The organism is Opitutaceae bacterium (assembly GCA_015075305.1).
Classification (GTDB): Bacteria; Verrucomicrobiota; Verrucomicrobiia; order Opitutales; family Opitutaceae; genus UBA6669.
Genome location: JABTUS010000007.1, coordinates 255841 through 281037, shown reverse-complemented (window position 1 = coordinate 281037; position 25197 = coordinate 255841). Strand labels below are relative to the sequence as shown.

General features: G+C 63.8%; 18 protein-coding genes. 15 read left to right on the top strand and 3 right to left on the bottom strand.

Translation table 11 applies throughout. The features are described 5' to 3' along the window. Positions 1-131: 131 nt before the first annotated feature. From HS122_14865 to HS122_14850, 4 genes are all read left to right on the top strand, one after another. Positions 132-824, top strand: a complete 693-nt coding sequence (locus tag HS122_14865; protein MBE7539678.1) for a DUF1080 domain-containing protein — start codon at positions 132-134, stop codon at positions 822-824. 77 nt (positions 825-901) lie between these two features. Then, a complete protein-coding gene (locus tag HS122_14860; protein ID MBE7539677.1) occupies positions 902-1630 on the top strand; it encodes an ABC transporter ATP-binding protein in 729 nt (242 codons plus the stop codon). Positions 1631-1636: 6 nt separating this feature from the next. Further along, complete coding sequence (locus tag HS122_14855) at positions 1637-4003, top strand: FtsX-like permease family protein (protein ID MBE7539676.1); 2367 nt, start codon at positions 1637-1639, stop codon at positions 4001-4003. Between the two features lie 6 nt (positions 4004-4009). Further along, positions 4010-5266, top strand: a complete 1257-nt coding sequence (locus HS122_14850; protein ID MBE7539675.1) for an HlyD family efflux transporter periplasmic adaptor subunit — start codon at positions 4010-4012, stop codon at positions 5264-5266. A 108-nt stretch (positions 5267-5374) separates the two neighbouring features. On the opposite strand, the gene HS122_14845 is transcribed toward HS122_14850, so the two are convergent. Next, complete coding sequence (locus tag HS122_14845) at positions 5375-6619, bottom strand: MFS transporter (GenBank protein MBE7539674.1); 1245 nt, start codon at positions 6617-6619, stop codon at positions 5375-5377. A gap of 118 nt (positions 6620-6737) precedes the next feature. Further along, positions 6738-7124 carry a helix-turn-helix transcriptional regulator gene (locus HS122_14840; protein ID MBE7539673.1) on the bottom strand — a complete coding sequence of 129 codons (387 nt, stop codon included), beginning with the start codon at positions 7122-7124 and terminating at the stop codon, positions 6738-6740. 190 nt (positions 7125-7314) lie between these two features. Between HS122_14840 and HS122_14835 the strand changes: the two genes are divergently transcribed. The 3 genes from HS122_14835 to HS122_14825 all read left to right on the top strand — a co-directional run bounded on the left by HS122_14835 (position 7315) and on the right by HS122_14825 (position 11787). Beyond that, complete coding sequence (locus tag HS122_14835; protein ID MBE7539672.1) at positions 7315-7551, top strand: thioredoxin family protein; 237 nt, start codon at positions 7315-7317, stop codon at positions 7549-7551. 319 nt (positions 7552-7870) lie between these two features. Then, positions 7871-10306: a DUF1549 domain-containing protein gene (locus HS122_14830; GenBank protein ID MBE7539671.1), complete on the top strand. Its 2436-nt coding sequence runs from the start codon at positions 7871-7873 to the stop codon at positions 10304-10306. Between the two features lie 29 nt (positions 10307-10335). Beyond that, positions 10336-11787, top strand: a complete 1452-nt coding sequence (locus tag HS122_14825; protein MBE7539670.1) for a DUF1501 domain-containing protein — start codon at positions 10336-10338, stop codon at positions 11785-11787. Positions 11788-12148: 361 nt separating this feature from the next. On the opposite strand, the gene HS122_14820 is transcribed toward HS122_14825, so the two are convergent. Continuing rightward, positions 12149-15136, bottom strand: a complete 2988-nt coding sequence (locus HS122_14820; protein ID MBE7539669.1) for a glycosyl hydrolase — start codon at positions 15134-15136, stop codon at positions 12149-12151. A 218-nt stretch (positions 15137-15354) separates the two neighbouring features. Between HS122_14820 and HS122_14815 the strand changes: the two genes are divergently transcribed. The 8 genes from HS122_14815 to HS122_14780 all read left to right on the top strand — a co-directional run bounded on the left by HS122_14815 (position 15355) and on the right by HS122_14780 (position 25170). Then, positions 15355-16785: an arabinose isomerase gene (locus HS122_14815; protein MBE7539668.1), complete on the top strand. Its 1431-nt coding sequence runs from the start codon at positions 15355-15357 to the stop codon at positions 16783-16785. A 329-nt stretch (positions 16786-17114) separates the two neighbouring features. Next, positions 17115-18677, top strand: a complete 1563-nt coding sequence (locus HS122_14810) for a PAS domain S-box protein (GenBank protein ID MBE7539667.1) — start codon at positions 17115-17117, stop codon at positions 18675-18677. 29 nt (positions 18678-18706) lie between these two features. Further along, positions 18707-19384: a response regulator transcription factor gene (locus tag HS122_14805; protein ID MBE7539666.1), complete on the top strand. Its 678-nt coding sequence runs from the start codon at positions 18707-18709 to the stop codon at positions 19382-19384. A gap of 200 nt (positions 19385-19584) precedes the next feature. Continuing rightward, on the top strand, positions 19585-19884 hold the full coding sequence (locus HS122_14800; protein ID MBE7539665.1) for a hypothetical protein: 300 nt from the start codon (positions 19585-19587) through the stop codon (positions 19882-19884). A gap of 178 nt (positions 19885-20062) precedes the next feature. Beyond that, on the top strand, positions 20063-20656 hold the full coding sequence (locus HS122_14795) for a GTP cyclohydrolase I (GenBank protein ID MBE7539664.1): 594 nt from the start codon (positions 20063-20065) through the stop codon (positions 20654-20656). 17 nt (positions 20657-20673) lie between these two features. Next, complete coding sequence (gene gndA / locus HS122_14790) at positions 20674-22089, top strand: NADP-dependent phosphogluconate dehydrogenase (protein MBE7539663.1); 1416 nt, start codon at positions 20674-20676, stop codon at positions 22087-22089. 5 nt (positions 22090-22094) lie between these two features. Next, positions 22095-23597: a glucose-6-phosphate dehydrogenase gene (zwf, locus tag HS122_14785; protein MBE7539662.1), complete on the top strand. Its 1503-nt coding sequence runs from the start codon at positions 22095-22097 to the stop codon at positions 23595-23597. 88 nt (positions 23598-23685) lie between these two features. Next, positions 23686-25170, top strand: a complete 1485-nt coding sequence (locus HS122_14780) for a molybdopterin-dependent oxidoreductase (GenBank protein ID MBE7539661.1) — start codon at positions 23686-23688, stop codon at positions 25168-25170. Positions 25171-25197: the final 27 nt, after the last annotated feature.

Sequence of the window (25197 nt, the reverse complement as noted above, 5' to 3'; positions counted from 1 at the left end):
GCCTCCGCGTCAAACCCTCCGCCGCCGTTCCTCCACGCACGTCCCCTGGGCACGATGCGGCGCGCACGGGCCTTGCGTTCATTGCCGCGAGGGTTGATGATGGCCGGCTCAACCCTCCCTTGCCCAATCCCATGAACTCCTCCCGCTTCCGCCTCATTGCCACGCTCGCCGTGATCAGCCTGGCATCGCTGCACGCCGCTGAAACCAGCCTGTTCGACGGCAAAACTTTGAACGGCTGGCAGAACTTTGGCGGCGGCAGGTTCTACGTGGAGGACGGCGCCATCGTCGGCGAATCCAAACCGGGGCTCCCCAATTCCTTCCTCGCCACGAAGAAGGTCTACAACAACTTCGAACTCGAGGTCGATTTCATGATCGACCCGCTCCTCAACTCGGGAATCCAGATCCGCAGCAATGTCTATCCCGCCGAGACAAAGACGATTCGCTGGGGCGGCCTTAACGCACCCGATGGCAGCCGCATCACCAAGGAGATGACCAGGGAAAAGGGGCGTTTCTGGGGATACCAGATCGAGATCGATCCAAGCGAGCGCGGGTGGACTGGAGCCATCTATGAAGAGGCCGGCCGCGGGTTTCTCCACCAGCCGAGCCACACCACCGCCTACCGACCCGGCCAGTGGAACCACTTTCGCATCCGCGCATCAGGCGACCACATCCAGGCATGGCTCAACGGCGTCGCCATCGCCGAGGTGCACGACAACCTCACCGCCTCCGGCTTCATAGCCCTCCAGCTCCACGGCATCGGCAACTCGAAGGAGAAGGCCGGCCAGAAAGTTCGCTGGCGCAACATCCGCCTGAAGGAACTTTGAGACTCCCCTTCGCCGGCAAATGAGTTCGGTCGCTGCGCGCTGGTGCGGAACCTGAAGGCCCCCACCACCCCACAACCATGTCGCGCCCAGACGTCCCCGGCAACCCTCCCGTCTTCCACGCGCGCGGGCTCACCAAGGTGTACGGCGAGGGCGACGCCATAGTCCGCGCCCTCGATGGCGTCGATCTGGATTGCGCACCCGGCGAGTTCATCGTCGTCCTCGGCGCCTCAGGCAGCGGAAAATCCACCCTGCTCAACCTGCTTGGAGGACTCGACACCCCGACCAGCGGCACCCTGCTTTACCAGGGATGGAACCTCGGCGAATCCGACGAAAAAGGCCTCACCCGCTATCGGCGCGAAGCCGCCGGCTTCGTTTTCCAGTTCTACAACCTCATACCCAGCCTGACCGCGCGGGAGAATGTCGCCCTCATCACCGAGATCGCCGCGGACCCCATGACTCCGGAATCCGCGCTCGAGCTCGTCGGCCTGGGCGCGCGCATGAACCATTTTCCCGCGCAACTCTCCGGCGGCGAACAGCAGCGCGTCGCCATCGCCCGCGCCATCGCCAAGCGCCCCGCCGTCCTCCTCTGCGACGAACCCACAGGAGCGCTCGACGTGCGCACTGGCATCACCGTCCTCGAGGCCATCGAGCGCATCAACCGCGAGCTCGGCACACTCACCTTCGTCATCACCCACAACGCCGTGATGGCCGACATGGCTGACCGCGTCCTGAGCCTTTCCGACGGACGCATCACAAGCGAGAAGCGAAACTCCGCCCGGATGCCGGCGAAGTCCCTGGTTTGGTAAGCCGCCATGTCGCTGCTCGACCTCAAGCTCCGGCGCGATCTGCGCGGCCTCAAATCCCAGGCCATCGCCGTGGCGCTCGTGATGGCCTGCGGTCTCACGATGATGGTCATGACGCGCAGCCTGATCCGCACGCTGGAAACCACGCGCGACGACTATTACCGCGACTACCGTTTCGCCGATCTCTTTGTCCGATTGAAACGGGCCCCGGACGCCGCCGCACTGGACCTCGCCGGCATCCCCGGAATCTCGGCGGTGCAGACCACCATCGCCCTCTCCGGCCGGCTCGATCTCAAGGGCGTTCCTGAACCCGCAAACGGACTCTTCCTGTCGCTGCCGGAAACCGGTGAGGCGGTTCTCAACCGCCTTTTCCTGCGCAGGGGCCGCATGATCACGGGCCGCTCCGCACCGGGCGAGGTGCTCGTCGGCGAGGCCTTCGCCGAGGCGCACGGCCTGCAGCCCGGCGACGAAATCGCCGCCGTTCTCTACGGGAAGCGCCAGGTGCTGCGCATCGTCGGCATCGTGCTTTCACCCGAATTCGTCTTTGAGGCGCCCCCTGGCGCGGCGCTGCCCGATCACCGGAGCTACGGCATCTTCTGGCTGCCGTACAAGGAGCTCGCCGTCGCCGCCAGCATGGAGGGAGCCTTCAACCAGGCGTCATTCTCCCTCGCACCCGGCGCGCGCGGCGACGCCGTCATCGCCGCGATCGACCGCGCCCTGCGTCCCTACGGCGGCCGCGGCGCGTACGATCGTGAATCGCACACGTCCCACATGCGCCTGCGCGACGAGATTCGCATCCTGCAGGGACTCTCCGTCGGCTTCCCGCTCGTGTTCCTCGGCGTCGCCGCCTTCATGACCAACGCGGTCATGAACCGGCTGATCACGCTGCAGCGCGAACAGATCGCCATCCTCAAGGCGTTTGGTTTTTCCAACCGGGAGATCGGCGGACACTTTCTGAAGTTCGCGCTGGTCATCGTGCTCGCGGGCTCCGCGCTCGGCATCGTCGGAGGCATCGGGCTCGGTCACAAGCTGGTGAACATGTATCACCTGTTCTTCCGCTTTCCCCTGCTCGAATTCCACCTTGCGCGCGGCGTGCTGGCCGCCGCTGTTCTGGTATGCGGTTTCGCGGCCATTGTGGGCGTGTGGGGCGCCGTGCGCGCTGCGGTGCGCCTGCCTCCCGCGGAGGCCATGCGGCCCGAGCCGCCCGCATCCTTCCGCCCCGCGCTGCTCGAGCGCACGAGGCTCGCCGCGAGCTTCACTCCATCCCTGCGCATGGCGCTGCGCAACATCGAGCGCCGCCCCATGCGCGCCGTGCTCACCTGCACGGCGCTCGCCCTGGCCACGGGCATTCTCGTCGTGCCCAGCGCGTTTCGCGACGGCATCGACCACGTGCTCGACTACCAGTGGGACCTGATGCAGCGCCAGACGGTCATCGCCTCCCTCATCGAACCGGGTCCGCCCCAGGCTCTCGCTGACTTCTCCAACCTTCCGGGCGTCACGCTCGCCGAACCCAGCCGCGTCGCCCCCGCGGAACTCCGCTCCGGCAACCACCTGCGCCGCCTGAGCATAGTCGGCGTGCGTTCGCAGGCGGTGCTCAACCGCATCATCGACGCCCATGACCGGCAGATTGCACTGCCTCCCCACGGGATCGTGCTCTCGGCCAAACTCGCCCAGGTCCTTCATGTCAAACGCGGGGATCCGCTCCACGTTCGCGTGCTCGACGGACGCCGCCCGGAATTCGTCGTACCGGTGGCCTCGCTCGCCGAGGATTTTGCCGGCACCGCCGCTTACATGGAAATCGACGCGCTCAACCGCCTGCTCGGTGAGGGCGACCGCATCACCGGCGCCTACCTTTCCGTCACCTCCGGCGGCTGGCTCGATTTTCTTCACGCGGTCAAGCTGACCGCACGCACCGCCGCCATCGTCAACAAACAGGCCATCCGCGACGGCTTTCGAAAGACCACCGCCCAGAGCATCGGGCTGATTCAGAAGATCTACCTCACCTTCGCCACGATCGTGGCCTTCGGCATCATCTACAACAGCGCGCGCATCGCGCTCTCGGAGCGCCAGCGTGAACTCGCGACGCTGCGCGTCCTCGGCTTCACCCAGGGGGAGGTCGGCGCCGTGCTCGTCGGGGAACTCGCCATCCTGACGCTCGTCGCACTGCCCTTCGGCATGATCATCGGTTCGGGTCTCGCCGGCGCAATACTCACCTCGGTCAACACCGAATTCGTCCGCCTTCCCCTCATTCTCACCCCTTCGAACTACGCATTCGCCGTGCTCGTCGTCAGCATCGCCTCCCTCATCTCGGCAACCCTTGCGTGCCGGCGCCTTTCCCGACTCGATCTCGTCGGTGTTCTCAAAGCCCGCGACTGATCCTCCATGAACCCGAATCACCAGAAATCTCCCGGAGCAAAGCCCGCGCGAGCCGCGCGTCGTTGGACGCGTTTCGTGCCGTGGATCGCCGGCGGAATCGTCGTCGCGCTGATCGTGACCGGCCTCTGGCCAAAGCCCCTGCCGGCGGAACTCGCGACGGTCGCCCGCGGGCCGCTCCAACTGACGGTCAACGAGGAGGGCATGACACGACTCAAGTTCCGCTATTCCGTTTCGAGCCCGGTCGCCGGACTGCTGCGCCGCATTGACCTCAAGCCCGGCACTGCGGTCGAGGCCGGTAAAACGGTCCTCGCGACACTGGAGACGCGCGATTCCGATTTTCTCGACGCCAGAACCCGCGCCCAGGCCGAGGCCGCCGTCAAGGCGGCCACCGCCATGCTTGCTGAGGTTTCCGCGCGCCGCGAAAGCGCCGCGGCCGCAGCCGTTCTTGCGCGCACGGAGTTCGAGCGTATCCAAATGTTGTATACATCGGGCTCCGCCTCGCGCCAGGAATTCGACGCCGCCGAGCTCCGCCACACCGTAGCCGAGCAGAACAGCCGCGCCGCCGGATTCGCACTCCAGGTCGCCGAGCACGAACTTCAGCAGGCCCGCGCCATGCTCGCGCGCGGCACCGGCACCAACGACGCCACCAGCGAGCCGCTCGTCATCACCTCGCCCATAACCGGCAGGATTCTCAAGGTTTTCCAGGAGAGTGAACGCGTCGTCCCGGCGGGATTTCCACTTCTCGAGGTCGGCGATCCCACCGACATCGAGGCTCGCATCGAGGTGCTTTCACGCGATGCCGTGGCGATCAAACCCGGTGCAACCGCGCTCCTGCACAAATGGGGCGGCGTCGAACCGCTGCGCGCGCGGGTCCGCGTGGTGGAACCCGCCGCCTTCACGAAGATTTCCGCCCTCGGAGTCGAGGAACAGCGCGTCTATGTGGTCGCCGACCTGCTCAATCCCCCCGATGAACGCCCCTCCCTCGGCGACTCCTATCGCGTGGAGGGAAGCATCGTCGTCTGGTCATCCGACGACGCCCTCAAGGCGCCATCGGGCGCCTTTTTCCAGCGGGGCAGCCAGTGGATGACCTATAGGGTGGACGGTTCGCGCGCCCGCCTGTGTCCCGTGCGCATTGCTCACAACAACGGCATCGAAGCCGAGGTTCTCGAAGGCCTCGCAGCAGGGGACAAGGTCGTCGTCTATCCGGGCGACCGCCTCACCGACGGCAGCCGAATCGAGGCCATGACCGTGACCACGCATTGAACGGCATCTCTGTGTTCAGGAGTGTGGGGTGGACATTCCTGTCCGCCCGTTCCTTGATGAGCACAAACAGGGAATGCGTGCACCACCCGTGAAGCAGGCGACGGCTTGCTACGCCACGGGAACCTTCTGACCAGCGACATCACCTCGCGGCACCGCAAAGCCCGTATCCTTCACACGCACGGACCTCGCAAGGCCAATGCTCAGCAGGCCGGCCGCAACGGCTATCCATCCGAGCCAGTTGAAATGCAACAGACGTTCGTCGGGCTGCTTGGTGACAATCCAGCCGCCCACCGTCGAGCTGACTCCGGAAATCAGGTCCCGCGTGCAGCTGCTCAGACTCAGGAACGCCCCGCGGCGCGAGGACGGCACCGCGAGCGTCACGATCGCCTGACTCGGCACGAACCGTCCGCTCGCAAAGATGAAGAACAGTCCGTTCAGGACGAGCGTCAGCCAGACGGGCGTTGGCCCGGAGTTCGCGATCACCAGAGTGACCAGCATCGCAACCACCACCATGATGTTGAAAATGCGCTGACGGCCGAATCTATCCGCCAGACGGCCAACCCGCGGCGCGGTCAGGACGCTTGACACGCCGCCGATGAAATAGACGACGGAGAGGTATTTCTCAGGCAGCGCCATGTCTCCGACGAGATGCGGTGACAGCAGCGGGATGACGCTGAAGTGACTCAGCACCGTCACCCCCATGAAAACGAGTGCCCGCCAGGCATTGCCGTCACCCAGCAACTCGCGAAACGACCGTCCCCCAGCTTCACCTTCACTCAGGTGCCCGCGCACCGGAGGCACGATGCGAAACACGACGGACCACATGACGCCGGCGACCAGCGCGAGCAGCGTGAACGGCGTGCGCCAGCCGAATGACTGCGCCAGTTGCAGCCCCACCGGAACGCCGATCGCGGCCGCGACGGCAAATGCCGTCATGACGATTCCAATTCCCGCCGCACGACGCTCCGGCGGCACAATGTCGCTCACAATCGCCATGCACAGCGACCCGGAGATCCCTCCAAAAGCACCGCCAATAGCGCGGGCAATCAGAAGCGTGTGCGCATCCCGCGCCAGTCCGCAAAGCAGCGTGGCCACGCCGAATCCAGCATACATGCACAGAAGGAGCGTGCGCCGATCGAATCGATCGATGAACGGTGCTCCAAGCAATCCCACGACTCCCGCCGAAATCGAATAGGCCGCCACAAGCGCGGTGAAACGCCCCGCCCCCAGATTCAGCTCGCGCATCAACTGCGGCGCGAGCGGCATCATGACCATGAAGTCCATGATGTGTGTGAACTGAATCCCCGCCAGGATCAGCAGGAGCAGACGTTCGGAAGGAGACTGGCGCGACATCGTAAACCTTCAGACTCTCCGAGACCAAACCCGTGGGCAACCCGATCCCGCGGGAAATGCCGGCACGCTCCATCGCGCAGAGCATTCGCGATCAGCCGGACGGCGGGACAAGGCAATACTACAATTTCCTCGAGCGCCTGACGGCGCGGCGCACACGCGGTTCTTCCGCTTCCTCCGGACTTGGAGGCACATGCTCAGCCTGCAGCGCATGCAGTTGTTCAATGATGCCGGCCAGCTTCACACCGGTCGGAGTGAGGCTGTATTCGACATGCTGAACCTTTCCCGCAAGTTCCTCGCGGGTGATCAGTCCGTAGTCGCGCAGCTTGCGCAGGCGCTCGGTCAGCACCTTCGTCGATATCCCCGGAATGTAGCGCTCCAGCCTGCCTGGCCGCGTCACGCCCCGTTTCAGCGCACCGACAACAGCGGCCGACCACTTGCAGCCAACCACATCCTCGAGCCGCCGATAGGCCGAGCGTTCGTCGATGGAAAGATTTTGGGCGGGCATCGCATTCCCAGATTGCTCACTTCCACGCGCGACGTCGAGCAGGCACCTTTTGGTGCCCCCTCCGCAATTTGTGCCCTCTGGCCGGCATGCGTGCCTTCGGTTAAACTCATGAGGTCGGAACGCGAAGCCATCCGGCGTCGCATCCGGCGCGTTTCAACAAACCTCCGAATCCATCCAAAAAATAATCCTCATGAAAACTTCCGCAAAATTCTATCACGCCGGCTGCCCTGTTTGTCTCGACGCCGAACGCGTTGTCACCCGCTACCTCGATCCCACCAAGATCCAGGTTGAGATCGTCCACCTGGGCACCGCAAAAAACCGCATCGCAGAAGCAGCTGCGGCAGGAGTAAAATCCGTGCCCGCCCTCGTCATCGACGGCAAACCCGTGCACATGAACTTCGGCGCCGCATTGTCCGACCTGAAGTAGGCGCCGGCACTCTGCTCTCGTGCTCCGCGGCGCTGAGTGAAGCTAACCGGCGCCGTGGCGCTGCGCTCCGTCGCGCGAAACTATGCCGGCTGCTCTGGAGCTCCGCGTAAAAAATTCCGCCGTCGTTGCGCGACGCCCGTCCCCTGGTCACGACGGAGCGTGCCCCTCCAAAATTTTTCAAATCCCCCCTCCAGATGACGGGAAATGCATGCCGTTGACCCTCGTGAAATTTCACACCCTCACACGCACTGCCGCTGGCTCACCCCTTCAGACAAATCCGCTTTCAACTTCCCCCCATTCCAGCATCTATTGACCGGTGATGCTTTGGTTTCGTTTTCTCGGCTTGTGCCCGCTCCTGGCGTCAATTCCCGCCAACGCATCGGGCGCGACGGTTGACTACCTGCGCGACGTCAAGCCGATCCTCACCCGGCATTGCGTCCGCTGCCACGGCGAGGGCAAGGAGGAGGCCGGCCTGCGCATCGACACCGCCGAAGCCATGAAGCTGGGCGGCGAAAGCGGCTCCATCTCCAAGCTCCGCCACGGTCGCGAAAGCCTGCTGATCGAGGTTATCACCGGCACCCACACGGACATTCCGCGCATGCCGTACAAGAAGCCGCCGCTGGGAGCCGATCAGATCGCAACGCTGCGCGCATGGGTGAATCAGGGCGCCATCGCTCCACAAAACGAGGAGCCCGGCCGCTTCATCCACTGGGCCTTCGTTCCGCCATCCCGCCCCGAACCGCCACCCGTGAAGCAGAAGCGATGGGTCAGGAACACCATCGATCGCTTCATTCTCGCCCGCCTCGAAAAAGAAGCGATCAAACCTTCGCCCGAAGCGGATCGGGTCACTCTGCTGCGCCGGGTCAGTCTCGACCTGACAGGCATTCCGCCGACGCCCGCAGAGGTCGACGCATTTCTCCGCGACAGGTCGCGCGACGCCTACGAGCGCGTCGTTGACCGCCTGCTCGCCTCCTCGCGCTACGGCGAGCGCTGGGCGCGCACCTGGCTCGATGTGGCGCGCTACAGCGATTCCGATGGCTACAGCGTCGATTCTCCACGGCAGATCTGGAAATACCGCGACTGGGTGATCAGCGCCTTCAACCGCGATCTGCCCTATGATCGTTTTGTCGTCGAGCAGCTCGCCGGCGATCTTCTTCCGGAGCCGACTCTGGAGCAGCGTGTCGCCACCGGATTCAACCGCAACACCCAGATCAACCAGGAGGGCGGCATCGATCCGGAACAGTTCCGCGTCGAGTCCGTTGTTGATCGCGCCAACACCTACGGCACCGCCTTCCTCGGGCTCACGGTGAGCTGCGCCCAGTGCCATGACCACAAGTTCGACCCACTCACGCAGAAGGAGTACTACCAGCTCTTCGCCTTCTTCAACAACAGCCCCAATGACGGCCACGGTGAGTCGAAGGCCGGGGGACGGCTCGAGTTTCCCGGCGAATCCGCCCTTCCCCCCGATCATGAAGTCGAACTGGAAAAGGCCCGCACCGCACTCACCGCCTTCCTCGACGGAAAGTCCGATCATGTCGTCAGGGAGATCGCCGAACTCACGCCCGATTCGATTCAAGCACTGAAGCAGAAGACACGGGATGCGATCGCGATTCCCTGGGCGGAACAATCCCTGGAGCAGCGCCGCGACATCTACTTCACGCTCAACGGAGCCGATACCGAATTTCTCAACCTGAACCAGTCCTTTCTCGCGCTCGATCGCGCACCGCGATTCGTCTCGACGCTCGTGATGTCCGAGCTGCCGGCGCCGCGTCAGACTTTTCTCTTCATCAACGGCGACTTCACCCGCCACGGCGAAGCCGTTTCCCCGGGTACGCCGCAGGAGCTCCCGCCGCTGACAGCACAAAATCCCAACCGGCTCGATCTTGCCCGCTGGACGGTCGATCCGGGCAATCCGCTGACAGCGCGCGTCGCCGTCAATCGCATCTGGCAGCAGTACTGGGGTCGCGGTCTGGTGGAGACCGAGAACGACTTCGGCACCCAGGGCGAGCCACCCTCGCACCCCGAACTGCTCGACTGGCTGGCCACGGAATTCATCGCACAGGGCTGGAGCATGAAGGCGATGCACCGCCTGATCGTCACCTCGGCAGCCTACCGCCAGGCATCGACGGTGAGGCGCGATCTGGAAAACATCGATCCCTTGAACAAACTCTGCGCCCGCCAGACCCGCATCCGGCTCGACGCCGAGGTCATCCGCGACGTCTGCCTCTCGGCCAGCGGCCTGCTCTTCGAAAAACTGGGAGGCCCGCCCGTGCACCCACCCCAGCCCGATGGCGTCATGGCGCTCGGCCAGGTGAGGCGCCCCTGGCCAACCAGCACCGGGGATGATCGTCATCGCCGGGGCATCTACACGCAGCGCTGGCGCGGAACCCTCCACCCGGCCTTCGCCGTCTTCGACGCACCGGACGGCGTGACAGCGTGCACGCGCCGGCTGCACTCCAACACACCGCTGCAGGCGCTCACCCTCCTCAACGATCCGCAGTTCCATGAATTTTCCCAGGCGCTTGCACGCCGCATGCTCGACACCCGCAGGGGCGGCATCACAAGCCAGATCGAAACCGCCTTCCGCCTCTGCCTCGCGCGCAAACCCGACCGCATCGAGCGCCGGCGCCTCGTTGATCTCTATCAGCAGCAGCTTCAGGCTGCGTCCGGATCCGACCCGCAGCGCCGCCTCGAAGCCTGGGAAACCGTGGCCCGCGTCCTGCTCAACCTCGACGAAACCATCACGCGGGAGTGATTCACCGCCCGTATCCAACTTTCAAACACATGCGCCCCATCTCCCCCGAGGAACACCTCCGCCAGTTGACGCGACGCCACTTCTTCAGTCGCTGTTCCGTCGGACTGGGCGGCATCGCACTGGCCTCCCTGCTGGGGCGGCACCCGCTCTCCGGCGCAACAACCGCTCCCCTGCCTGGCTCCCCCCGGAGGCATCCACACTTCGCCCCGAGCGCAAAAAACGTCATCTACCTCTTCATGGCGGGCGGCCCGAGCCAGCTCGAGCTCTTCGACTACAAGCCCCGCCTCGTCGAGCTCAACAACCAGCCGATCCCGGAGTCGTTTCTTGAAGGGAAACGCTTCGCCTTCATGGACAGCAGTCACTCGACGAAGCTGCTCGGCACGCGCCGGACATTCAGCCAGCACGGACGCAGCGGCGCGTGGGTGTCCGACCTCTTCCCCCACACCGCCGGCATCGTCGACGACATCACCATCCTGAAGTCCTGCCAGGCCACGCTGTTCAATCATGCTCCGGCAAAGTTGTTCATGAACACCGGATCGGGTCAGTTCGGCCGTCCGAGCATGGGCGCATGGGTCAACTACGGACTCGGCAGCGAGGCGAAGGACCTGCCCGGTTTTGTCGTGCTGCAGTCCGGGCCGCGGGGCCCGCGGGGAGGACCGGTCAACTGGGGATCCGGTTTCCTGCCGACAAGTTTCCAGGGCGTGCCGCTGCGATCCGGTGCGGAGCCCATCCTCGATCTCAGCAACCCGCCCGGCGTGACATCGCAGAAGCAGCGCGAGACGATCGACGCCATTCGCGATCTCAACCTGCGCCGGGCGGTCGCCACCGGCGACCCTGAGATTCACACGCGCATCGCCGCCTACGAGATGGCCTTCGCCATGCAGTCGAGCGCGCCGAAGCTCATCGATCTGTCGGGCGAATCCGACGCCACGCTGCGGCTCTACGGGGCGGACCGCACCACGCACTCCTTTGCACGCAACTGCCTGCTCGCCCGCCGGCTGATCGAGCGCGGCACGCGCTTCGTGCAGTTGTATCACACGAACTGGGACAGCCACGGCGGCCCGGGTGAAAACCTTCAGGGTGACTTCGAGAAGATCTGCCGCGAGGTCGACCAGGGGCAGGCCGCCCTCGTCACGGATCTCAAGTCACGCGGCCTGCTCGATGACACGCTGGTGATCTGGGGCGGCGAGTTCGGCCGCACGCCGATGGGCGAGACGCGCGACACCACCGGCCGCAATCATCACATCGACGCCTTCACCATGTGGTTCGCAGGCGGAGGCGTGAAGGCCGGCGCGGTCATCGGCGAGACCGACGAACTCGGCTTCAACGCGGTCGAGGACCGCGCGCACGTGCACGACATCCATGCGACAATCCTGCATCTGCTGGGCATTGATCACACGCAGTTGACCTTCCGTTTCCAGGGCCGCGACTACCGACTCACCGACGTGCACGGAAATGTAATCAACAAGCTGCTGGCATAGTCGCGCAAGCGCGGGTCCTCTTCTCCGCGTGCTCCGCTTCTCCGCGTGAAACCTCTCGGACTGCTATGCTGCGCCCGCGTGAATTTCCTCCGGTGCCGTTCTTCCACGCGCGTCCCCAGGTCACGACGGAGCGTGCCCATCCAGAATCGCATGCTTCCCCTCTCCAGAATCGCATGCTTCCCCCCCTCCGTTGGAGGGGCATCCTTTGTCATGCCCAGGGTTCGCGCATCGCGCCACAACGCCGGCGCACATTCTCATCAACGCATCGACTCCTTCCTCCCCGCGTTTCCATGTCCCCCAGTCTCCCTCTCCCTCTTCTCCGCGTGCTCCGCGACTCCGCGTTGGAAATCTCGGCAATGTCTCAACGCTCGCCAATCCGCCCGGCCCCCGCCTGCTCCGCCAGCAGCGTGACCGGGCCGAGGAGCCCGGAATCCAGAAGCGGGCTGTCCGGCTTGAACGGATTCAGCGAGGACCAGGTGAACCGCTCCGCAGGCGGCAGCGCCAGATCCCCGATCATCCGGTTCGGCCAGAGATTCGCGACCTCGATCTCCAGGTCGTTGGCGCCGCGCCGCAGCGCGCCCGATACTTCGACCCGCCAGGGCGAACACCAGACAACGCCCACATCGCGCCCGTTGAGTCGCACTCGCGCGATGTTCTTCACGGTCCCGAGGTCGAGCCAGAGGCGCCGTGCACCGCGTTCGCCGCCGCCCGGTTCCCATTCAAACCGCTTCCGGTAAACCGCCACTCCGGAATAGTGCCGGATGCCGGTTTCGGGCCGCTGTATCCAGTTTTCAAGCACGTCGAAAGCGACCCGCTCCGGGCCTCCCCACCTGGGATCAAACGCGACGGTCCAGGGTCCGCGCACTTCCTGCACGGAATGCATCGCCGCGAAATTCTCCACCCCTTCCCAACCTGCCTGATTTTCGGGAGCGCTGCGGAAGATGACAAAGAAGGACTGCTCCGGCTCGAAACGCAGGGGAATCGTGGTGCGACCGGCCTGGGTCCCGAATCTCCGCAGAGGCCTGCGTCCGCCAGTGACGGGATCCCAAAGCTCGGGCTGCGGCCCAGCAACCCGGAACACGCAGTTCGCGTCCACAGCGCGATTCTCGCGGTTGGCGACAAAATACAGCTCCGTCGTCCCCAGCCTGCGATGCGTGTAGCGCACCGGTCCGTCACTTTCGAAGTCGGGTGCAACCGCCATCCGCTTCAGCAGCGCGGCGGTGCCCGCGTGGGCGCTGTACTGCGTGAAGACATCCTGCGGCGCCGCATCCGCATCCCAGACAACCCGGCCCTTGCCGTGCGCATGCTCCTTCACCGCACGCCCGTCGCATGGGCCCCACACCGCATCCGCAAGCGTGCGGACCTCGTCGTCACAATCGGGAAAATTCTCAAGGCTCGGTGAATGCCGCGGGCGCGGACCAAGGATCGTCGCTCCGGCGCTCACGAGCGCATCCAGCCTGCGCAGCAGGCGCGGGGTCATTGTAGGCCGGTTCGGCAGCACGAGCACGGCATAGCTTCCGCCATCGCGCAAATGGATCCGCCCATCCCTGACTGTCACGCCCTCGAGCAGCGTCTCAGGCGCACAACCATCGAAATTGTACTCGCGGCGGTCCGGCCGGTTGCCGGTCGTCGCATCGGGCGGCGGACGAAACACCTGCGGCGCGCCTTCACCGGCGAGGTAGAGGATGTCCGCAACAGGCTGCCCCTGCTGCAGCATGAACTGGCAGCGCGAGAAATATTCATGACACGCCCCGGCCATGGGCCACCAGGTCTGCGTGCGCTCCCAGTGCACTCCATACTTCCACATCATCATTCCCGGCCTGCGGTCAAGATACGGCTGGTGCGTGTAGCGGTGTATGTAGAAGCGATTGATCCCCGCGCAGAACGCCCAGTCGCCCAGTCCCTTGACCGAGCCGGGATACCCCCGCCAGTCCTCGCCCGGGTCCGAAGTGAACGCCTCCGCGCCGATGATCCGCCTGCCGTTGGTGTGGCCGATGGAGGCAGCCTCAATGACGCTGTAGTCCGTGTTGAAGTTCGGACAATGCCACCAGAATTCCCCCATCGGCAGATCCGCCGCGGCGCCGAGCGTGAGATCCGCATTGGGATTCATGTCATACGGTTCGATCGAGAACGTCAGACCGTGCTTCCGCGCCATCGCCTTGAGCGGCAGCATGTGGTTCGCGACAACCAGTTCCTGCGCGGTCTGGCGCAGGTCCCACAGGAAACGTTCCGTCTTTTCGGGGCTGTCGACAACACGGCCGGTGAACGCCGGCAGCCAGGCCCAGGGATCGTAGTTGCGGCGCTTCCGGAACTCGTTCGCAAACTCCCCCGACCAGTTCTGCGCGCTCATCTCCCAACTGTCGAAATGAAGCACCTGCACCCCGCCGCCCTTCCGCGAATCGGGCCCCAGGCCGCTTAGCAATGGACCCGGATAATGCGCCAGATGATTCTCCACCGCCGCAACCGAAAACTTGTCGCTTTCGAATCCAAGCCCGCTGGCCGGAGCCGGCCGCGTGGTCTGCCCGGTGCTCACGCGCCCAAAGCGCAGAATCGTCCATTCACCGGGCGGGACCGACCAGTCTAGCCGCCCATCGGGACCAAGCCGCGACGTCAGATCCACGATCGCATTCGTCCGAACGCATTCATCGGGCGGCGCGGAGGGAAAATCGGCCGGCATGGGCAGAAACGGCTTCACTCCGGGCACCGAGGAAAACGGCGCCCGGCGATAGAGCGCCTTCTCGTCTATCCCTTCAGTTCTCAGACCGCCGCGCGGCGTGGGGAAGGCCAGCACACGGACGTCGCGATAGAACTCCTTCCATTCGCGCGTCAGCTCTGGAGTCATGGTTTTCGCGCCAAAGAACGGGACCCTCGGCTGGGGACGCGGCAGCTCGCGGTTGAAATGCGCGGGTCCCGTCACATTCATTTCACTCGCGACCAGATGCTGCATCGACTGCTCGGGCGACACCCACGGTCCGCCTGTGCCGCACCATCCCGGCCCGGCAATCACACCGATCTCCAGTCCCAGTCGTCGTGCCTCGTTTTCCGCATGGGTAAAAATCTCCCGCCATTCCGGGCTCATGAACCCCACCGGACCGCGGGGCAGGCCGAGGTCCACTTCCATGATCATGAGACCGCCGATGCCGGCCTCGCGCATCGCTTCAAAATCGGCGGTGATGCCTTCGCGCGTGAGCGTTCCATCCATCACAACGTAGTAGACCCACGGTCGCGCTGCGGCAGGAGGCCGCAGAAAGCCGCGTTCTAGGTGCTCGTCGACTGCAGAGGCCTGCTGCATTGAGAACAACGACACGACCACCACAATGCCTGCACGAAAAGCTCTCGAAAAACTCATGCTTGAATGGTTCGCCTGATGAATATTGGCGACTGGATGCGGCGGCAATCCCGTTCATTGAATTCGCGCTGCATTGGCAGGGCAGACACTTTTGGAGCCTGAATCAAATTGGACAAAATTATCGAATTTCGCTCAAAACTCGTCAGCGGTCTTTCCTTTGTCCCGAACCGCGCTATTTGCATTGGCTTTCCTCTCCAGAGGAATCCGGAATTCTTTCCATGAAGTCCACTCCCCTCCGCGTCGGATTGTTCGGCATCGGCCTTGATGAATACTGGCCCCAGTTTGCAGGACTTCGCGATCGGCTTGAGCATTACGTCGGCAAGGTGGCGGGCAGACTCTCGCGCCCGGGTGTTGAAGTCGTGAATCTTGGGCTCATCGACACGCTTGATCGCGCAGTTGCGGCCGGCCGCACCTTTCGTCAGCGCGAGGTCGACCTCATTTTCCTGCATGTGACAACCTACGCATTGTCCGCCACCGTGCTGCCGGTCGTGCAGCGCGCGAAGGTTCCCGTCATCATTCTCGGACTTCAGCCGTCAGCGGCGATCGACTACGCATCCTTCAACGCGCTGCGCGACCGGACAAAAATGACGGGGGAGTGGCTCGCCCATTGCGCCATCTGTTCGGTGCCGGAGCTGGCGAATGTCTTCAAGCGCGCCGGCATTCGTTTTCACCAGATCACCGGATGCCTTGAAAATGACTCCGCCTGCTGGAACGAAGTCGATGCCTGGATCGAGGCCGCGGGTGTTGCCTCGGCCATGGCCGATAACCGCCTCGGCGTCATGGGCCACTACTATGGAGGCATGCTCGACATCTACAGCGACATGACCCTGCAGTCCGCGACGTTTGGAACCCAGATCGTGATGCTCGAGGTTGACGAGCTTTCCGCCATTCGCCGGGAAATCTCCGGCGACGCGGTCGCCCGGCGCACCGCTGAATTCCACGATGTGTTTGACGTCCAGCCGGACTGCGCCGAGTCGGATCTCGCCGACGCGGCACGGACCTCCCTCGCACTGGACCAGATGGTCGCCCAGCACCGTCTCGGATCCCTGGCCTACTATTACAAGGGCACCGGAGTCGCTGAAAACGAGGCGACACTGGCCTCGATCATCCTGGGCACGTCAATGCTGACGAGCCGCGGCATCCCCGTGGCCGGCGAGTACGAGATCAAGAATGTCCAGGCGATGAAGATCATGGATCTTTTCGGCGCGGGCGGATCCTTCACCGAGTACTACGCCATGGATTTCAACGACGATGTCGTGCTGATGGGACACGACGGCCCGGGACACATCGCGATTGCACAGGGCAGAACAAAGGTCCGCCCACTGGATGTCTTTCATGGCAAGGTTGGTCGCGGCGTGTCGGTGGAGATGGCTGTCCGGCATGGGCCCGTGACGCTGTTGTCCGTGATCGAATCGGCCAACGGCAGGCTCGAGCTGCTCTGCGCCGAGGCGGAGTCCGTGCCCGGACCGATCCTCGAGATCGGCAACACCAACAGCCGGTATCGTTTCGCCTGCGGTGCTCGCGAATTTGTCAATCGCTGGAACGCCCACGGCCCGGCGCACCACTGCGCGGTCGGTGTCGGCGCCCTCGCCGACCGCATCTCCAAACTCGGCGCGCTGCTCGGCCTGGAGGTGCATCGCGTCTGCTGAATGCCGTCCTCCGCTCCCCGTGAATTTCCTCCCGCGCTGTTATTCCACGCGCGTCCCCAGGTCACGACGGAGCGTGCCCCTCCAAATCAGAGAAGCCCATCCGTTGGAGGGGCATGCTTTGTCATGCCCAGGGTTCGCGCGTGGCGCAAAGACGCCGGTGCATATGCTCATCAACGCTTCGACTCCCTCTTCTCCGCGTGAATCCATTCGGTTCTCCGACATCTTCGAAGTCCAGAGGCTCATCGCACCTCGCGGGCCGCAGGATTTGCCGGCGGATCGGGCGGTGCAGGTTGACGTGAACGGCAACTGGCGGCAAAGGAGTGAACGCCGTGCCTGAGTTCACCAAATCTCCCGATCTTGTCCTCATCGGCCGCAGCGCGGCTTCGGTTGATTTCGAGGCCGTGCTCAGGCGGCACGACCCGAAGCTTACAATCCGACTCTATCAGACCACCGAGGACCTGCTCCGCGAAAGCTGGCGCGAGCGGGGGTTGCTCGCCGCCATCGTCGAAGCTTCGGATGACGCGATCATCGGAAGAAAGCTGGATGGCGCCATCATGAGCTGGAACTCAGGAGCGGAGCGGATTTTCGGCTACAGGGCCGAAGAGGCCATCGGACGCCACTATTCATTCCTCGTGCCGCCGGATCTGCGGGACGAACTGGAGGAAATTCGCAGGAAGATCGAGCAGGGAGAGCGGATTGAGCATTATGAATCGGTGCGCCTCGCCAAGAACGGCAGCCTCGTTGACCTGTCGCTCACGGTTTCGCCCATCAAGGATGCGCGCGACGTCCTCGTTGGAATGTCGGTGGTCGGGCGGGACATCACGGCCCGGAAAAAAAATGACGCCGAACGGAGCCGCCTGGTGCTTCTGCTGGGTGAACGGGTCAAGGAACTCACGGTCATGTATCGGATGGCCCACGTGCTCCAGTTGGAAGGAAAGCCGGCCATCGCGATGCTTGAGGAAATCGCCGCTCTGCTGCCGCCGGCCTGGAGGCATCACGAGGTCGCCGCCGCACGAATCAAACTGGGATGCATGGAGTACAAGACCTCGAACTTCCGCCCATCGCGATGGAGCCAGCGGGCGGAGTTCACAACGGCCGACGGACGCGGCGGCATGGTCGAGGTGGTCTACTTGGCGGAATGTCCGCCGAACGCGGAGGGTCCCTTCTCGGCGGACGAGCGACGGCTGATCGATGCCGTTGCCGTCAATCTAAAGGCGTATTCGGACCGCAAAGACCTGGAATCGGAAATCCTGGAAATCAGCGAGCGCGTCCAGCGCCGCATCGGGCAGGATCTGCACGACGGTTTGAGCCAGCGCCTGCGGGGCATCGCCTATCTCAGCCACGTGCTCGCGGAGGATCTGGCGCAGAAATCCCTGCCGGGCGCCGTGGACGCGCATCGAATCACCCAGCTCCTCGATGAGGCGATCAAGGAGGCCCACTCGCTGGCGCAGGGGCTTTCTCCAATAAGTCTGGAAGCCGAGGGCCTGATGTTCGCCCTGAAGGAACTGGCCTCCTCAATCAAGGGCATCTACGGGATCTCGTGCAGTTTCGCTTGTCCAAATTCCGTGCTGGTGCACGACAAATCCACCGCGATGAACCTGTTTCGCATCGCGCAGGAGGGCGTCCAGAACGCCATCAAGCACGGCCGGGCGAAACGCATTGCCATCCGGCTGACCGAGAAGGACGGCACCGTGAAACTCGCGGTCGCCGACAACGGCTGCGGACTTCCCGGGGATCTTTCTCGGCAGCGGGGAATGGGGCTGAAAATCATGGAGCACCGGTCGAGCATGATCGGGGCCGAGCTCACCTTGCAACGGGCGCCGGGTGGCGGCACGCTGCTGACCTGTCTGCTGCGGGGTGTCGGCGTCAAACCCGAAAAATCGAGGCCATGAGCACAAAGAAAACACGCGCAACTGTTCCCATGCCGAAACCCTCGCAGGCGGCGGAGCGAAAGAAAGTCAGGATTCTGCTGGTGGAGGATCATCCGACCATGAGGGAAGGGCTCATCCGGGTGATCGAACGCGAGGCAGACCTGACCGTGTGCGGTGAGGCGGAGACTTTTCAACAGGCACTGGAGCAGATCGCGGCCTCCAGTCCGGACGTTGTCGTCGTTGACATTTCACTGGGCGACAGGAGCGGCATCGATCTCATCAAGGACATCAAGGTCCGGTCTCCGCGGCTGCCGGTCCTGGTGCATTCCATGCACGACGAGTCCGTGTATGCTGAACGCTCGCTCCGTGCCGGAGCCCAAGGCTACATCAGCAAGAAGGAACCGCCGCAGAAACTGCTCCAGGCCATTCGCGACGTCAGGCGGGGGGAAATCTCGCTGAGCGATGCGATGACCCGGCAGATCCTCCAATCGTTCGGGGCGAAACGGACGGACGAGGAGTCCCTTTCGTTCCGGGATTTGAGCGACCGCGAATTCGAGGTGTTCGAGCTGACCGGCCGGGGGCTGGGCACCAAGGAAATCGCGGGCGCGCTCCATTTGAGCGAAAAAACCGTGCAGGCGCATCGCGACAACATCCGGCGAAAGCTGGATTTGCCGGATGGACGCGGCCTGACGCGGCTGGCCACCCGCTGGGTGGAATCCCAGGGCTGATCCCGCGGCGGAGCGGCCCGCTCCACTCCCACCCTCGCGTCCGCTTCGCCCTGACGGAGCGATCCGCGCTAGGCAATTTGCCTACGGGCCTAGTCATGGCACCCAGAAGGAATCGGCACCGCGCCCAATGACTGCTCCGCGCGGATGGAGTACGGTGTCCGCATGCAACCAACGCAGTGGAACCCGGACAATCGCCTTGGTTGCATCGCGAAGGCGCAGGACAAGGGAGCCGCAAGCGCCGCGCGGCACAATCGCCGCGCCGGCGGTCGTTCAAGTCTTCATTTGAAAGGAAACGTGAAATGATGAACAAGCCGACTGCCCGGCGACCGAAAGGGCTCAAGAAGAGAAACAGCGAACTGAAGAAGATGCTGGCCGGTTCGCTCCTGAAGAAGCGCGTCTTGAAGATCGTGAACGCCGGGAAGCCAGGATCCATGCAACTCGACACGTCCCACACTGAAAGCGATTCCAGAACCGCCGCGGCGCAAAACCATCAAGTTTGATTTTATGAAAACACATTCAATTCCATCCGACGGGACGCCGCGGGGCGCATCATCGAAGGGGGCCTTGTGAACGCACCCAGCCTGCAATCCGTCGTCGCGGCCCTGATGGCCCCGGCAAAGGCGGCAACTGCGATGTTCGCACGGACCACACGGCAATCCTCCGCTAGTTTCACCGCACATGACACCACCTGATCTCACCAAAATCGCGGAACACTATTCGGGCATCCTGCGGGAACTCGGTGCCGACCTCAACTCCGAGGGCATGGGGGAGACGCCGCTGCGAGCCGCCAAGGCCCTCGTGGAGATGACGGAAGGCTCGCGGTTGGATACCGCCGACCTCACAAAGATGTTCAAGGCGGAGTGTCGGACGGCCATCTGCCACGACATGGTGGTCGTGGACGGCATCAGGGAGGTCGGATTGTGCGAGCACCACTTGCTGCCGATTCTCATGAGCATCACCATCGCCTATATCCCGGACAAACAGATCCTGGGGCTTTCCAAGCTAGCCCGCATCGCCGGCTATTTCGCCCGAAGGCTGCAGAACCAGGAGCGGACCGCCCATCTGATCGCCGTGTTTGTCGAACAGATTGTCGAGCCACTGGGGGTCGCTGTGCTGATCGACGGCAAACACATGTGCGCCATGGCGCGCGGCGTCCACGACACGCATTCCGCCATGAAGATGAGCGAGATGCACGGAGCATTCCAGAAGGATCCAAATTTGCGCAACGAGCTCCTGGCGAGGCTGCGCTTGAACGCCGGCACCGGCGCGTGACCGGCGGGGAGTGACCAATGAAAAATGCCCATGTTGAAATCGGCATGGTCGGCCTCGGGGTGATGGGCCGCAACCTGGTGTTGAACATGGCCGACCACGGCCATTCCGCCGCGGGCTTCGACAAGGACGCCGACAAGGTGTCGGCGTTGAAAAGGGAGGCGGGGAACCGCGACATACAAGGCGCGGCGTCCATGCAGGAATTCGTCGGTTTGCTCCGAACGCCGCGCGCCGTGATGATGCTCGTGCCCGCCGGGCCGGCGGTCGACGCGGTCATTCGCGACCTGCTCCCGCATCTCGAACGTGGCGACCTGATCATCGACGGCGGCAACTCCCACTTCAGCGACCTCGAATCGCGGGCAAAAACGCTCGCGGAGCACGGGATCCAGTTTCTCGGCGTAGGCATCTCCGGTGGCGAGCACGGCGCACGCCACGGTCCCAGCATCATGCCGGGCGGTCCGCGCGACGCCTATGAACGGGTGCGCCCGATCTTCGAGGCGGTGGCCGCCCGTGCGGGCGGCGAGCCGTGTGTGGCATGGCTCGGTCCGGGAGCGGCGGGCCACTACGTCAAGATGGTTCACAACGGCATCGAGTACGCGTTGATGCGCCTGATCGCCGACACCTATGATCTGATGAAACGCGGGCTCGGATTGACCGACGACGAACTGCACGACGTTTACGAGCGGTGGAATCGCGACGAGCTCAACTCGTACCTCCTCGAGATCACGGCCGCCATTTTCCAGCCGGTCGACGGGAGGACAGGAGCGCGGCTGATAGACGTGATTCTCGACGAGGCCCGGCAAAAGGGCACGGGCGCGTGGACCTCGCAGGACGCAATGGCGCTGCAGGTTCCGGTGCCCACGATAGACATGGCTGTGGCGATGCGAAACCTCTCCGTCTTCGGGAGCGAACGCGACGCGGCGAGCCGGATTCTCAACCGTCCCGTTCCCCTCCCAAAGGGAGACCGCCCGCAGATGATCGACCGACTGCGAAGCGCGCTTCATGTCGGCATGATCATCGCCTACGCGCAGGGCATGGCTTTGCTGACGGTGGCGTCGGCAAAGCACGGATTTCAACTCGACCTCGAGAGGGTCGCGCGGATCTGGCGGGGCGGATGCATCATCCGGGCCGCGCTGCTGGAGGACATCCGCGCGGCATTTCGCGTGCGACGCGATCTGCCGAACCTGCTCCTCGATCCGCATCTCGCGAAAAAAATCGCGGAGAATCAGGAGAATCTACGCCGCGTTGTCTGCACCGCGAGCGAGCTCGGCGTGCCGGCGCCGGCCATGATGGCGTCGCTCGCCTATCTCGACAGCTATCGCAGCGCGTGGATGCCGGCCAACCTGATCCAGGCGCAGCGCGATTACTTCGGCGCTCACAGCTACGAGCGCACGGATGTCGCAGGCACGTTCCACACGCAGTGGGAGAAGGAGTAGGCAACATGGAGATTCCACCAACCATCATCGTGATCTTTGGAGGCGCGGGCGATTTGACCTGGCGCAAGCTCATCCCGTCGCTGTTCGACTTGAAACGGGACGGACGAATGCCGGCGCGCCATGCGATCGTTGCGGTTGACCGCATACCGATGACGAATGACGCGCTGCGCAGGCGGCTGCTCGACGGCGTCCGAAAGTTCGCCCGCCGGGAGACTTTCAGGGTGGCGGAATGGAATCGATTCGCGCGGGGCATCACCTACCAGCAGGGGGATTTCAACGCCCCGGCCACGTACGCGACGCTCGCGAAAACCTGCGGATTGCTGGAGAAAACCTGGCGGAGCGGTGCCAGCCGCATCTTTCACCTGGCGACGCCGCCCGCCATGGTGGGCGTGATTCCCGACCAGCTCGCCCGAGCCGGTTTGAACCTGGAACGGAACCGCGCGCGCATCATCGTGGAAAAGCCGATCGGACACGATCTGGAGTCCGCGCGGGAGCTGAACCGCGCGCTGACCCGCGGGTTTCACGAATCGCAGGTTTTCCGCATCGACCACTACCTCGGCAAGGAAACGGTGCAGAACATCCTCGCCTTCCGCTTCGCCAATCCGCTCTTCGAGCCGATCTGGAACCGACGGTACGTCGATCACGTGACCATCACCGCGGCGGAAACGGTGGGCGTCGGCCACCGCGGCGGTTATTATGAACATGCCGGCGCGCTCCGCGACATGGTGCAGAACCACCTGATGCAACTGCTCTGTCTCGTCGCGATGGAGCCGATCGCCTCGTTCGAGGCGGACGAGATCCGCGACAAGAAGCTGGATGTGCTCCGTGCGGTGCGCCGGATTGCGCCGGGCGAGGTTCACCGCTGCGCCGTGCGCGGTCAATACGGCCGGGGCATCGTCGGCGGAAAGAAAGTGCGCGGCTATCGCGAGGAGGAGAACGTTTCGCGGCGTTCACAGACGGAGACCTATGCGGCCTTGAACCTGTTCGTTGACAACTGGCGCTGGGAAGGCGTGCCCTTCCATCTCCGCACGGGCAAATGCCTGGCCGAGCAGCGTTCGGAGATCGTCATTCAGTTCCGCGATGTGCCGCATCAGTTGTTTCCACACGAAGCCGCCGTGAACTGGCATCCCTCGCAACTGGTGATGTCCATCCAGCCCGAGGAAGCCATCGTGCTCGGCTTCCAGGCGAAGCGCCCCGGGCCGCTGATGGAGCTGCGGCCGGTGCAGATGCATTTCAACTATCGGGAAAGTTTTTCCATCCCGTCGCCGGACGCCTACGAGACCCTGCTGTGGGACGTGATGAACAACGACCCCACCCTCTTCATGCGTGCCGATCAGGTCGAGGCGGCGTGGCGGATCCTGATGCCCGTGCTCGACGCATGGGCGAAGCACACCGCGCGCAATTTTCCCAACTACGCCGCGGGGAGCTGGGGGCCCAAGAACGCGGAAAGGCTCTTTGCCGGAGACGTCCGTGTGTCCGCCGGACGGAAGGCAAAGGCACGCGCATGAGAATCATGGTCATGGATGCCGGCGGCGCGCAATGGAGGGTGCGCGAAAAATTTCCGCCCGGTGGTGTCCGCTGCGGACGTTCACAAACATGATTCACGCAGTCGCATCGATGGATTTTCCGCTCTGGTTGCGCGTCAATCACTACATCAACTTCCTGTTCATCACGCTGCTGATCCGGAGCGGGATTCAAATCCTGGCCGACCATCCGCGGCTCTATTGGAACAAGCACTGCACGCCGGGCAGTGAATGGTTGAAGTTTTCGCGGAAGGTTGTGCCGAAGACCGGGCTTTGGACCTCGATGGACGAGGCCGTGGACGTGTCACCGTGGATCGCGCTGCCAGGCGGACGCCACAGCCTGGGCATCGGACGCCACTGGCATTTTTTCTGCGTGGCGTTTTGGGTGCTCAACGGTTTCGCGTATGTCTTTCTGCTTTTTTTCACCGGCAACTGGAACCGGTTGATCCCCACCTCGTGGAGCATCTTTCCGGCGGCCTGGCACACGCTGCTGACCTACGCCTCGCTCCATTTCCCTCCTGCGGACGCGCTGCATCCTTACAATCCGCTCCAGCAGCTCGCGTATGCCGGCGTCGTGTTTGTCCTCGCGCCCATCTCACTGCTCACCGGTCCGGCCATGTCGCCGGCGTTCACCGCGCGGTTTCCGTGGTATCTGCGGATTTTTGGCAACCGCCAGAAGGCACGCAGTCTTCATTTTCTGGCGCTGGTCGGCTACCTGGTTTTCATTCCGATCCACGTCGGGCTCGTCCTCATCGAGAATTTTCCGCAGAAGATGAATCAGATCGTCCTGGGGATGCGGCCCCGAGGCGAAACCCTGGCGGTTGTGCTGGGTCTTGGCGGCATCGCGGTGGTCGTGACGATTCACGTGGCGCTAACCGTATGGTCGCGGCGCCGCCCGCGCTCGGTGCAACACCTGTCCGGCCTGGTCACGGACTGGCTGATGCGCCTCCTGCTCTACCGGCTGACCACCCGGGAGGAGTACGCCGCTTCCGACATTTCCCCGGCGTTCTGGGTCAACGGACGCCCGCCGGACAATGCCGCGTGGGCGGCACTCGCGAGCAACGGCTTCGAAAGCTGGCGGCTGGAGGTGAATGGACTCGTTGAGCACCGGCTGCTGCTCTCGCTGCCCGAGCTGCGTGCCATGCCACGGAAGCGGCAGATCACCCAGCATTGTTGCATCCAGGGCTGGTCGGCCTTTGCCGAATGGGAAGGCGTGCCGCTGTCCGCAATTCTGGAGCGATGCCGGCCGCTCCCCCGGGCGCGCTATCTGATCTTCCACACGCATCAGGTGGACGGCCAGGCCCGCGAATATTACGGCTCGCTGGATATTCGCGAGGCGTGCTATCCCCAGACCATCCTCGCCTACGCGATGAATGGCGCGCCGCTCCCGATGAGTCACGGAGCACCGTTGCGGCTGCGCGTGGAAACCAAGCTCGGCTTCAAGATGATCAAGTGGCTCAAGTCCATCGAACTGGTCGAGGACTACCGCGGCATCGGCGAAGGCCAGGGCGGTTATCGTGAGGACACCCAATACTATGGAACCGGCGCCGAAATCTGAGCACCGCGGCGGTGAACAGCGGCAGGC